The 12,256-nt window shown below is 57.6% G+C and carries 7 protein-coding genes; 5 read left to right on the top strand and 2 right to left on the bottom strand.

What is annotated here, in order from left to right; translation table 11 throughout:
* The first annotated feature begins 211 nt into the window (after nt 1–211).
* Together P8R33_RS07405 and P8R33_RS14810 are read left to right on the top strand one after the other, a co-directional pair.
* Entirely contained in the window at nt 212–1,078 is an 867-nt protein-coding gene (locus P8R33_RS07405) for a hypothetical protein (protein ID WP_278328342.1), read from the top strand.
* Nucleotides 1,079–1,268: 190 nt separating this feature from the next.
* Nucleotides 1,269–1,790 carry a methyltransferase domain-containing protein gene (locus tag P8R33_RS14810; RefSeq protein WP_446532504.1) on the top strand — a complete coding sequence of 174 codons (522 nt, stop codon included), beginning with the start codon at nt 1,269–1,271 and terminating at the stop codon, nt 1,788–1,790.
* Nucleotides 1,791–1,940: 150 nt separating this feature from the next.
* Here the strand turns inward: P8R33_RS14810 and P8R33_RS07400 are convergent, their stop codons facing one another.
* Nucleotides 1,941–2,300, bottom strand: coding sequence for a DUF7662 domain-containing protein (locus P8R33_RS07400; RefSeq protein WP_278328341.1), 360 nt, complete (start codon nt 2,298–2,300; stop codon nt 1,941–1,943).
* Between the two features lie 72 nt (nt 2,301–2,372).
* On the bottom strand, nt 2,373–5,324 hold the full coding sequence (uvrA, locus tag P8R33_RS07395) for an excinuclease ABC subunit UvrA (protein ID WP_278328340.1): 2,952 nt from the start codon (nt 5,322–5,324) through the stop codon (nt 2,373–2,375).
* 320 nt (nt 5,325–5,644) lie between these two features.
* Between uvrA and P8R33_RS07390 the strand changes: the two genes are divergently transcribed.
* The 3 genes from P8R33_RS07390 to P8R33_RS07380 all read left to right on the top strand — a co-directional run bounded on the left by P8R33_RS07390 (nt 5,645) and on the right by P8R33_RS07380 (nt 12,204).
* The gene (locus tag P8R33_RS07390; RefSeq protein WP_278328339.1) at nt 5,645–6,238 is read left to right on the top strand and encodes a response regulator transcription factor; all 594 of its coding nucleotides are present in this window, start codon (nt 5,645–5,647) and stop codon (nt 6,236–6,238) included.
* A 177-nt stretch (nt 6,239–6,415) separates the two neighbouring features.
* Nucleotides 6,416–8,911: a calcium-binding protein gene (locus tag P8R33_RS07385; RefSeq protein ID WP_278328338.1), complete on the top strand. Its 2,496-nt coding sequence runs from the start codon at nt 6,416–6,418 to the stop codon at nt 8,909–8,911.
* Between the two features lie 350 nt (nt 8,912–9,261).
* A complete protein-coding gene (locus P8R33_RS07380; RefSeq protein WP_278328337.1) occupies nt 9,262–12,204 on the top strand; it encodes a calcium-binding protein in 2,943 nt (980 codons plus the stop codon).
* Nucleotides 12,205–12,256 lie beyond the last annotated feature (52 nt).

Raw genomic sequence — 12,256 nt, 5'->3', positions numbered from 1 at the left:
CGGTTTGCCCCTCCCCGTGCGGACCGGCGGTGGGGGCGGCATCGATGGTGACGAGAGCGTTCATGGTTCACCTCTTTGGAATGCAGTGAACCGGGTTAGTTATTGCGAGATTAGGGAGTAGGACAGCCAATTAGGAAACATATGGCCTTCAAGTTGCGGTAGCGAACCGCGATTCTGCTGCGTAAGCAGGGGTACAAGGAGGACGAATCGAGTGGCAGATTGGATTAAGCTTACTGGGGAATTGGCTTGGCCTTTAGCTGCGGTGGGCATTTTCGTCATTTTCATCTTTTCTTTGGATCGGATCGCGCGGGCCTTTCGTGGCTTCCCAATTATAAGGAAGATCAAATTAAGGAACTTTGAGGTTGAGTTGGCGCGAGAAAATCTCGACACGTTGAAGGCGGATACCGAGAAAACTTTCAAAGAACTTATCGAAAAGACCGACGTTGAACTTTTCAGGTTTGAACGAACCGTGAACCTCAAAAGTTATGCGTCAAAATTTTGCTCGGAGTTCTGGAAAGAATTGAGCGCAGAATCTCAAGGCAAAGCACTAGCGGCTCGTCCTAGAATGACTGTTTATGTTCCAGACCCGATTTTTCAGGACCAACTCTATCAGCTTAGCCCATACTGCAATCCCGCAAACGGGACATTTAAGCACCCTCCCAGGAAAGGGCCAGGCAGGCGATTTTCGATGAGGTATGGCATAATTGGCCGAGCGGCACGGTCAGAGGTCTCTCAGATCATCGGCGACGCGTTCCAAGGAAATGATCGAAAAAAAGCTGCACTTATTAACGAATGGAGCATGATGGAGAGCCAAGCTGAGGCGGCGGCTGCAAAACCCTCTTGTCTCGCACTCATTATTCCAGACCCAGAGACAGGAAAAATGATCGGCATCGTCTATATCGATGCTGAAGAGAAAGACTTTTTCTGCGAAAAAAGTGATCAAGCCTCCTTCTTGGCCAAGATTGAGGGCTTAGAGGTCACTGAAAAACTAGGGAAATGTCTCTCCGATTTTTGGATTCTCGCGCGGCAAATTGAACTAAACTTTGACCTAGTGCATGTAGGAAATCGTTTTGATTAGTCACTTTTCACCATACGATATCGTAGCGGAGGAATACTACGAACCGACCCTTCACCCAACCTGCGCGAACTTTCGCGAATTGGGGATCAAATTCATTAGTGGATTGGGTTCAACGGACATCTTCGAACACGGCGACGAAAATGGCACTTTCGTGGAAACTGGAGCGGGCAAGAGTACAGTCCTTGAGGCACTGCCCGATCTTCATAAATTTCATGAACAACTGGTTCTTCAAGATGACTCGGAGCGGATGCTTCGCCACTCCCTAAAATGGCAAAACAGTGTCAAAGACCTCTTAGTGTGTGATGCAAGGAGGATGCCGTTCGGGGACAAAACAATTCAAGGAACATTCTCGTTTCTCGCGGACCCCTACAATGACGAGCAGCTATGGAATGAAGTCGCTCGAATAACAGCCCCTGGAGGCTTTTGGCTCACGACATTACCTAGCCACACTTGGGCTAAGAAATTTCGTTCAAAAATGAGCCTAAAAAAATCGCGGTTCGTCACACGAACTGGAGATCAAGTGGACCTTCCTTCTCATACATATCCTCCCTCACGAGTGATAGGCGCCCTCGAAAGGAAAGGGTTCACATTAGTGCGGTTCGCATCAATGGCGCTGGAAGACCTTTCTGGCCCAATTTCGATCAAGTTAGAGGGCCGAGGAGGTGATACCTCTGTAATCGACTGCTACTTATTCAAGAAGCAAATTCCATAGGTGCGCGATCGGCATGCCGTTTAATCCACCTAACCTTCATACCATCTTCGAAACGGAATTTGAGTCCTCATGCTTGGACTTGAATTTGTTTGAATAACGTTCGTCATCACTGCTGTATTCACCAGCCGCTGCAGTCGGCTGGTGTAACAGCTAGGCACGGATCGTAATCTCAACTTGGCTTGGATCAACACCAAACGTCGCCGCCAAGCGCTCTTTCGCTTCTTGTATTGTCATTGGGCTAGACTGTGGAACTTCATCGCGTTCCTCACCCGCCACATAGACGAAAGTCACCCGCTCATTCTCAAGGTCAAGCGCTGTCGCTTTCCAGCCCGCAGATTGCCAAGCAAGACTTTGCGACCGCATCTGGTTCGACCACCAAGCCTGATATTGCCTAGCACTCTCGGGAAGGGAGAAGCCGAGCACATTCTCGATTTCGTTGAAGGTTGCCGTCCACTCTGCCTCATCAATCGACGCAAGGTACAAAGTTAGCTTTCGGTATTTCGTTGACATCATCATTCTCCATAGATTGATAACCACTCTATGGGTTACATAAATATTTATGTCAACTTAAATATACACAAGCTACTCCGCCGCCTCCCGCTGCCGCACCAGCATCGGCTTGAGATACTGCCCCGTATAGCTCTCTCCCACCTCGGCCACCTCCTCCGGCGTGCCCTGCGCCACGATCTCCCCGCCCCGCACGCCGCCGCCGGGGCCGAGGTCGAGGATGTGGTCGGCGGTCTTGATGACGTCGAGATTGTGTTCGATCACGACGACCGAATTGCCCTGGTCCACCAGCCGGTGGAGCACTTCGAGGAGCTTGCGGACATCCTCGAAATGGAGGCCCGTGGTAGGCTCGTCGAGGATGTAGAGCGTCTGCCCGGTGCTGCGCTTGCTGAGTTCCTTGGCGAGCTTCACCCGCTGCGCCTCGCCGCCCGACAGCGTGGTCGCCTGCTGGCCGACCTTGACGTAGCCCAGCCCCACCTCGTTCAGCATGTGCATCTTGTCGCGGATCGGGGGGACGGCCTTGAAGAAGCCTTCCGCATCCTCGATCGTCATGTCGAGAACGTCGGCGATGGAAAGGCCCTTGAACTTCACCTCCAGCGTTTCGCGGTTGTAGCGCTTGCCGCCGCATTCCTCGCAGGTGACGTAGACGTCGGGCAGGAAGTGCATCTCGATCTTGATCAGGCCGTCGCCCTGACACGCCTCGCAGCGGCCGCCCTTGACGTTGAAGCTGAAGCGGCCGGGCTTGTACCCGCGCGCCTGCGCTTCGGGGAGGCCGGCGAACCAGTCGCGGATCTGGGTGAAGGCGCCGGTGTAGGTCGCCGGGTTGGAGCGCGGGGTGCGGCCGATGGGCGACTGGTCGATCTCGATCACCTTGTCGCAATATTCGAGGCCGGTGACCTTGTCGTGTGCGCCCGCGACCACGCGTGCACCGTTCAACTGGCGCGCGGCTGAGGCGTAGAGCGTGTCGATGGTGAAGGACGACTTGCCCGATCCCGAGACGCCGGTGATGCAGGTAAAGGTGCCGAGCGGAATGCTGGCGGTGACGTTGTTGAGATTGTTCGCCCGCGCGCCGTGGACGGTAAGCTCGTGCCCGTTGCCCTTGCGCCGCTCGGTCGGAACGGCAATCTCGCGCCGCCCGGTGAGGTAGTCCGCGGTGAGCGACTTCTTCGACTTCAGCACCTGTTTCAGCGTGCCCTGCGCCACAACTTCGCCGCCATGCACGCCCGCGCCGGGGCCGAGGTCGACCACATGGTCGGCGGTGCGGATGGCGTCCTCGTCATGCTCGACCACGATCACCGTGTTGCCGAGATCGCGCAGGCGCTTGAGGGTTTCGAGCAGCCGGTCGTTGTCGCGCTGGTGGAGGCCGATGCTGGGCTCGTCGAGCACGTAGAGCACGCCCGAGAGGCCACTGCCGATCTGGCTGGCGAGGCGGATGCGCTGGCTCTCCCCGCCGGACAGTGTGCCGCTGGTCCGGTCGAGGTTGAGGTAGTCGAGCCCGACATTGTCGAGGAACCCCAGCCGCTCGTTGATTTCCTTGAGGATGGCCTTGGCGATCTGCTGCTGCGTATCGTTCAGCGCATCGGGGAGTTTCAGGAAATAGTCCTTCGCATCCGCGACGCTCATCTTGGTCGGGGTGGCGATGTCGGTCCCGGCGATCTTCACCGCCAGCGCTTTCTCGTTGAGGCGCTTGCCGTGGCAGGTTTCGCACGGCTGCGCGGTCTGGAATTTGGCCAGCTCCTCGCGCATCCAGGCGCTTTCGGTCTGCAGCATGCGGCGGTTGAGGTTGCCGATGACGCCCTCGAACGGCTTCTTCACCGTGTACTGCTTGCGCCCGTCCTTGAAAGTCAGCGGGATGGCGCGGCCTTTCGTGCCGTAAAGGATGATGTCGCGGATCTCGCGGTCGAAATCCTCCCACGGCGTTTCGAGGCTGAACTCGTATTCCTTCGCCAGGCTGGCGAGCACCTGCATGTAATAGGGCGAAGGCGGGTTGCTCTTCGCCCAGGGCACCACCGCGCCCTTCTTGAGGCTGAGCGCCTCGTTGGGCACGACCAGCTGCGGATCGAACAGCTGCTTCTCGCCGATCCCGTCGCAGGTCGGGCAGGCCCCCTGCGGCGCGTTAAAGGAGAACAGCCGCGGCTCGACCTCTTCGATGGTGAAGCCGCTGACAGGGCAACTGAAACGCTCCGAAAACACGATTCGATTGTCGGGCAGGCCTGCGCCTTTCATTGCGCCGCCCTTGCCTGCGTCTGGCCCAATGGTCGCCGGGCGCACATCCTTCCGCTCCGCCAGCGCCTCCGCCACGGTCGTATCGGCGAGATCGACATAAGCCAGGCCATCCGCCAGCTTCAGCGCCGTTTCGAAAGAGTCTGCCAGCCGCGTCTCCAGCCCCGCCTTCACCGCCAGCCGGTCCACTACCACTTCGATGTCGTGCTTGAACTTCTTGTCGAGTGCGGGCGCGTCCTCGATTGCGTACATCTCGCCGTCGATGCGCACGCGGGTGAAGCCCGCCTTCTGCCACTCGGCCAGCTCCTTGCGGTATTCGCCCTTGCGCCCGCGAACCACCGGCGCGAGCAAATAGAGGCGCGTACCTTCGGGCAGTGCCATCACCCGGTCGACCATGTTGGAGACCGTCTGCGCCTCGATCGGCAGGCCGGTGGCGGGCGAATAGGGCACCCCCACCCTCGCCCACAAAAGGCGCATGTAGTCGTAGATCTCGGTGACGGTGGCTACGGTACTGCGCGGATTGCGGCTGGTGGTCTTCTGCTCGATCGAGATCGCGGGAGAGAGCCCGTCGATATGTTCGACGTCGGGCTTCTGCATCATCTCGAGGAACTGACGCGCATAGGCACTAAGGCTCTCGACATAACGCCGCTGCCCTTCGGCATAGATCGTATCGAACGCGAGACTGGATTTGCCCGAGCCGGACAGCCCGGTAATCACTATCAGGCTGTCACGCGGCAGGTCAATATCCACGCCTTTGAGATTATGCTCCCGCGCGCCGCGGACGGAAATTTTGGTGAGTGCCATGGGCAGGCAGATGGGCCTTCCAGTCGGACAATTCCAGCCCCCTCGCGGATTCCGCAATCGCTTGATCGAGGGTGCTTGACAACACGCCGCAAATTCGAAACCGACCCTTCAAAAATGCCATATCAAAAGCTAATTTTGAAAATGCTTCCGTGCATAAATGTTAGTAAACGTCCGGAGGGAGGCTTGAGCGAAGCGGAAAATTGAAATACCTGCCTTAGGAGATATCCATACTAATAAGAAATAGATTTATCTTATAATGTATTCGATACCGTAGAACTACCGTATTTATCAATCCTATAGGATAAGATTTCTGGCAAGTTATGTATATTTATATTGTTGAGCAAGATGAACGTGAGAAGGAGCACATTTGCGAGGTCGTTGCCCACATGCACCCTCAAGTGACTTGGTACGATAGGGGCAAGCCGTTTTTAGAAGACTGTGAAAACCTCCCTCGCGGCCTTATTATCCTGGATACCTGCTTGCCCGATCTCGACGGCATGGCGCTGCTGCATAAATTGAAAAGCGACTGCGACAATGGCCACGAGATCATCCTGCTGAGCGGACCCTGCAGCGTGAGCGACGCGGTTCACGCCATGAAGGAGGGTGCGATAAACTTCTTCGAAAAGCCCTTTCGGCAGGCGGAAATGGTCGATGCCGTCAAGGAGGCTCGCGACAAGCTGACGCAGGCCCCATCATTCCAACTCGACGATCACGACCTCATGGCCTTAGCCCAGCTGACGCCGCGTGAACTGAGCGTATTGAAGGTGTCGAGCAACGGTCGAAGCGCGAAATCGGTTGCACACTCGCTCGGCTTGAGCGTCAGGACGATCGAGATGCATCGATCGAACATCATCAAAAAGCTGGATGCACAAAATTTCGCAGGCGCATTAGTGCTCGCCGCCAAAGCGTTTTGAGCATGGTTGAAGATTAGTTAAGTAACTACCGTACTTTCACGGTCAATGCAATCGATTTAGAATTATTACCGTGTTGCCTTATTCAAAGCGATGACCAACTCTCCTGTGATTAAATAGGCGTTTCAAGCCGTTACACTAACCGGTCGTTCCTTGGGCGGGACAATGTGGAGAGTTGCAATGAGCCTGATAGACATAGAAGCCGATCTCGGAATTATCGATCTGGACCTCGAAATAGGATTGATAAACATCGATCTTGCCATTGGTTTGCCCATTAGTACGGGAACGGCTGGAAACGATCATACTGCCGGATCACAAGGCCTCGATATAATTTCGACATTTTCGGGCGATGACGTGATCATCGGTTCGGATGGCATCGACATCATCGATGGCGGGACCGGTACAGACTACCTCATGTTCGACTTCACCAGTGCGGTTCGGCACGCCGACGAAGGATCGCCTCGTAATGTCACGATCACGAATTCCTCCGTCCGCACCGGTGAGGGCGGCCTGCTGGGACCGGACGTGCAGACCTCGATGTCGAACATCGAAGGTATCGTGTTGCGGTTCGGTGCCAATGTCGGAGGAATGATCGTCGACACCAATGACGACAGCGCCGACGCAAGTGCCTTTTCCGGTAGCGAAGGTGTCCAGTTCATCAGCGGCGGCGGGACCGACACTTTCATCGGCAGCAGCAGCGGCGATGTATTTTCCTTCGTCCTCGGCGCTGGCACGAACACTCAGGCCAATGTCGATGGCGGCTTAGGCGACGATGCCTTGTTTGTACGACTCGCAGCGGGGAGCGATCCGTCAATTTCCTTCGCGCCGGGCGAAATCTCGACGCTCGGCGGCGAGAGTATTAGGTTTACCGGCGTGGAAACGCTTGCCTTTGTCGTCGATGGCCTGGCGAGTGGCGGTGGCGGAACGACAACCGTCGATCTTTCCTCCACATCGCAGGACGTGCTTTTCGACTTCACGAACGGTGGCACGGTAACTGATCATACAGGATCACTTTCCATCACCACGGGCAGTGGCAATGATGTGGTTGTCGGCAATGCAGGCGACGACCAAATATCGACCGGCGCAGGAGACGACGTCATTGATGCAGGCTCCGGTGACGATGTTATCGATGGTGGCAGCGGAAATGACTTCATCAACGGGAATGCGGGGTACGATTTCGCCTCCTATGCCTCCGCCAATGCCGGCGTCGTGGTGACCTTGGCCACTCAAGGCGTGCCGCGAGACACGATTGGCGCGGGTATCGACACGCTCGTTTCGATCGAAGGCCTGATCGGAAGCGATTACGCAGACGTTTTGACCGGCGGTGCAAACGACAACCACATCGAAGGCAGGCTCGGCGACGACACGCTGACCGGCGGGGCGGGTAACGATACGCTCAATGGCCAAGGCGGTCGTGATACCGCGTCCTACCACAACGCGGCCTCGGCAGTGAACGTTTCGCTTCAGAGCCTGGGCGTAGCACAGAATACCCAAGGTGCCGGAATCGATACGCTGACGTCGATCGAGAACCTGACCGGATCGGATTTCAATGATGTTCTTACCGGGTCGGGAGCGAACAATACGATCGTTGGCGGAAGTGGCGACGACTTAATTTCCGGCCTTTCTGGAGCGGACAGGCTCTTCGGCGGCGACGGTGACGACGAATTGGTCGGAGGTTTTGGCTTCGATCGGCTGGAAGGCGGTGCGGGGATCGACAGCCTGACAGGCAACTTCGGTGACGATGTTCTCTTGGGTGGCTCCGGGAATGATCTTATCAACGGCAATTATGGCAGCGACACCATCTATGGTGGCGCAGATAACGATACAATCTTCGGCGGCTTCGGTCTCGATAACATCTATGGCGGCACCGGCGATGACCTCATCAACGGCGGGGTCGGCATCGACGACATCTTCGGCGAGGAAGGAAACGACGTTATCTCCGGCGGCGCGGGCGACGACACGATCGACGGTGGCGACGGCAGCGACAGGATCGACGGCGGTATCGGCGAGGACACGATCTTCGGCAGTCTTGGGGTGGATACCATCTCCGGCGGGGGCGGCAACGACCTCCTCTATGGCGGCGAGCAGGGCGATATCCTGTCCGGCGGAGGGGGCGCGGACGAACTGCACGGCGGAACGGGCAGCGACAATCTGTCGGGCGATTCCGGAGCCGATCAGCTCTTCGGTGAAGGCGGGAACGACACTCTCGCCGGCGGTTTCGGCGTCGATACGCTGACCGGTGGTACGGGCGGCGATACTTTCGTCTTCGCCTTGCTCGGACATAGCAGCTCCAGCGCCGGTGGGGCCGACACGATCACCGACTTTTCGAAGGCGCAGGGCGACATCATCGACCTGTCGGCAATCGATGCCAATGCTAACGTCGGCGGCAACCAGGGCTTCGCCTTCGTGGGCCAGGCCGCGTTCAGCGGTACGGCGGGCGAACTGCGCTACGAATACGACGGCGGCGGCGATACTCTGCTCCTGCTCGACGTCGACGGTGACGGATCGTCCGACATGACTGTCCGCCTGACCGGCGAAATCGCGCTCACCGGCGCGCAGTTCGGCGGGCTTGCGGCGGCCGACCTGCCCGATGCCAAGAGCGCAGGTGACATGACTCCGGCATTGGTGAGCGGCTTCGAAGCCGAAGCCATCGGCGGGGCGGATTTCTTGTATTGATCGCGCCGAAAAGCATCAAATCGACATGCGGGCCCGGCCACCAACAGGTGGCCGGGCCAAGTCGTCTTAAGGCCGGTCATCGCACGGGGACGAGACCCAAGCGGATACCACTCATATCTCTTATCGATCTCGATCTGCCATCGAATAAACCATGCGCTTCCGGCTTTTCGGTCGGCCCTTCCTCGCGGACACCGGCTATTTCTCGAAAACTGTGATGTAGGTGATCGCCACTAGATTTGACTTTTCAGTCCATTGTATTAGATAGCCTGCCAGCTTCATAAAAATAAGACTGTCAGGTCGCCAATCTTGAAGTCGCATCATGTCGATGTGGCCAGAGGAGGACGATCCTGATGCCTACCCCCACCCAAATGCTCACCCAGTTCCAGGTGAACACGGGTTCCGCAGCGACTGGATCCCAGACCGAACCGAAGATCATCGGGTTGGCGAACGGTAATATTCTCGTCGTCTGGACCGAAAGCGCCGACGGCTCGATCGGCACCGACCCCGGCACCGACATCATTGGCAAGATTTACGATTCCGAAGGCAATGTCGTCGTGGACAGCTTTCGGCTGGGCAACTGGTTCTCCGACGACGAGCGTGATTTCGATATCGCGGCGACCAATGACGGTGGCTTCGTGATGGCTCTGGTCGATGATGCGATCGGAAATGCGGACCAGACGACGATCCGTTGGTCGCGGTTCGATGAAAGCGGTACCAACATCGATGTGGCGACAGTGGCCGATGAAAGCATCGCCGCCGACAGCCTTTCAAATCCGACCATTACCGTAAACCAGCTGACAAACGAGTCGATCATCACCTTCACCGACAATGTTGGAGGCGATCAGAATATCCGCTTTGCCACCGTCAGCGACACCGGCGTGGTCGGCACCGAATTCGACGCTGCGCAGAACAGCACGGATTTCGACCGGGCCGCAGATCATGCGCTATTATCGAATGGCAACTTTGCGGTTGTTTACGAAGAGGGTGACAGTCCGGACACTTCCATCGAAGTGGGGATCAGGTCGACAAGCGGGACTCTGATATTTGGCTTCCCGAACGTAGCGAATGGCTCAGCGCCAAAGGTCGCCGCATTGGCTGAAGGCGGCTTCGTGATGGTGTGGGAAGACGGAAGCCAGAACGTCAATTTCCGCATTTATACCAACGGCGGATCGATCGTTAATAGCGGCACGGTCGTCGGAACTGCGGACAGCGAAAACGAACCAAATGTCATCGGCTTGCCAGACGGCGGCTTCGTCGTCACCTGGGACAACGATACAGACCTCACGCTGGAAGCGCAGCGATTCAATGCGGATGGGACCACGGATGGAAGCACATTCGTCGTCGGTACAAACGATCCGTTCACTCCCGACATCTCGGTGACAAGCGACGGGCGTATTCTATTTACTTGGGAAAGTAATGGCGGACTTGGCGAAATTTTCGCCTCCGTATGGGATCCACGCGGTAACACGATCAATGCCGCCGATTACGACCAAGGCCTTACGAACTTTGTCGATACGGAAGTCATTACCGGCGGCGTTGCCGGATCGACCATCAATGGCGATTTCGACGACAACACCCTGATCGGCTTGAACGGCAATGATACGATTTCCGGCGGCGGTGGTGTCAACACCGTTTACGGCGGTGGTGGCAGCGACACTATCTACTCAAGCGGTGAAGGTTCTTACTTCGGCGAAGGTGGCAACGACTACATTGTCGCCGCGGACACATCCTTCGGCAGTTTCGAAATCCTCGACGGGGGCTCCGGCAATGACACCTTGGACCTGACCGTCGGAAACTATGATTACACACTCGATATGGGCACCGGCGTGACCAATTTCACGGCGGATTTCGGCGAAAGCTACGTAGACTTCGAAAACGTGATTTCGGGCAGCGGCGCCGATAACATCACCGGCACAGGCGGTGCGAACTTCATCGATACCGGCGCAGGCAACGACGTCATCAACGCAGCATTCGGCGACGACACGCTGGTGGGCGGTGATGGCGACGACACGCTCAATGGTCAGGGGGGCCGCGATACTGCGTCCTACTACAATGCCACATCGGCGGTGACGGTGTCTTTGCTGAGCCTCGGGGTAGCGCAAAACACCTTCGGTGCCGGCGTCGATACGCTGACATCGATCGAGAACCTGACCGGATCGGCTTTCAACGATGCTCTGACAGGGTCGGGCACTTCGAATATCATCGAGGGCGGAGAAGGCGACGACTTCATTTCCGGCCTCTCTGGAGCGGACAGGCTCTTCGGCGGCGACGGTGACGACGAACTGATCGGAGGTTTTGGCTTCGACCGGCTGGAAGGCGGTGCGGGGATCGACAGCCTGACAGGCAACTTCGGTGACGATGTCATGCTGGGTGGGTCTGGGAATGATCTCATCGACGGCAACTCCGGGAGCGACACCATCTACGGTGGCACAGATAACGATACGATCTTCGGCGGTTTCGGCCTCGACAACATTTATGGCGGCACCGGTGATGACCTCATCAACGGCGGGGTCGGAATCGACGACATCTTCGGCGAGGAAGGCAATGACATCATCGATGGCGGCGCGGGCGATGATACAATCGACGGCGGCGACGGCAGCGATGAGATCGTTGGCGGCAATGGCGAGGACACGATTTTCGGCGGCCTCGGGGTGGATACCATCTCCGGCGCAGGCGGCAACGACCTCCTCTATGGCGGCGATCAGGGCGATATCCTGTCCGGCGGAGGAGGCGCGGATGAACTGCACGGCGGAACGGGCAGCGACAGTCTGTCGGGCGATTCTGGAGCTGACGACCTGTTCGGCGAAGGCGGGAATGATACCCTCGCCGGCGGTTTCGGCGTCGATACGCTGACCGGTGGGACTGGCGGCGATACTTTCGTCTTCGCCTCGCTCGGCCACAGCAGTTCCAGCGCCGGTGCGGCCGACACGATCACCGACTTCTCCAAAGCGCAGGGCGACATCATCGACCTCTCGGCAATCGATGCCAATGCTAACGTCGGCGGCAACCAAGGCTTCGCCTTCGTCGGCCAGTCCGCGTTCAGCGGTACGGCGGGCGAGCTGCGCTACGAATACGACGGCGGCGGCGATACTCTGCTCCTGCTCGACGTCGACGGTGACGGATCGTCCGACATGACTGTCCGCCTGACCGGCGAAATCGCGCTCACCGGCGCGCAGTTCGGCGGGCTTGCGGCGGCCGACCTGCCCGATGTTAAGAGCGCAGGTGACATGACTCCGGCATTGGTGAGCGGCTTCGAAGCCGAAGCCATCGGCGGGGCGGATTTCTTGTATTGATCGCGCCGAAAAGCATCAAATCGACATGCGGGCCCGGCCACCAACAGGTGGC

Source organism: Qipengyuania flavescens (genome assembly GCF_029688735.1).
GTDB lineage: Bacteria > Pseudomonadota > Alphaproteobacteria > Sphingomonadales > Sphingomonadaceae > Qipengyuania.
This window is presented reverse-complemented; position numbering and strand designations above follow the sequence as displayed.

Excerpts from the sequence above, each read along its gene's own strand:
- P8R33_RS07400 (WP_278328341.1), bottom strand. The coding sequence starts at position 2,300 with ATGTCAACGAAATACCGAAAGCTAACTTTGTACCTTGCGTCGATTGAT.
- uvrA (WP_278328340.1), bottom strand. The coding sequence starts at position 5,324 with ATGGCACTCACCAAAATTTCCGTCCGCGGCGCGCGGGAGCATAATCTC.
- P8R33_RS07390 (WP_278328339.1), top strand. The coding sequence starts at position 5,645 with ATGTATATTTATATTGTTGAGCAAGATGAACGTGAGAAGGAGCACATT.
- P8R33_RS07385 (WP_278328338.1), top strand. The coding sequence starts at position 6,416 with ATGAGCCTGATAGACATAGAAGCCGATCTCGGAATTATCGATCTGGAC.
- P8R33_RS07380 (WP_278328337.1), top strand. The coding sequence starts at position 9,262 with ATGCCTACCCCCACCCAAATGCTCACCCAGTTCCAGGTGAACACGGGT.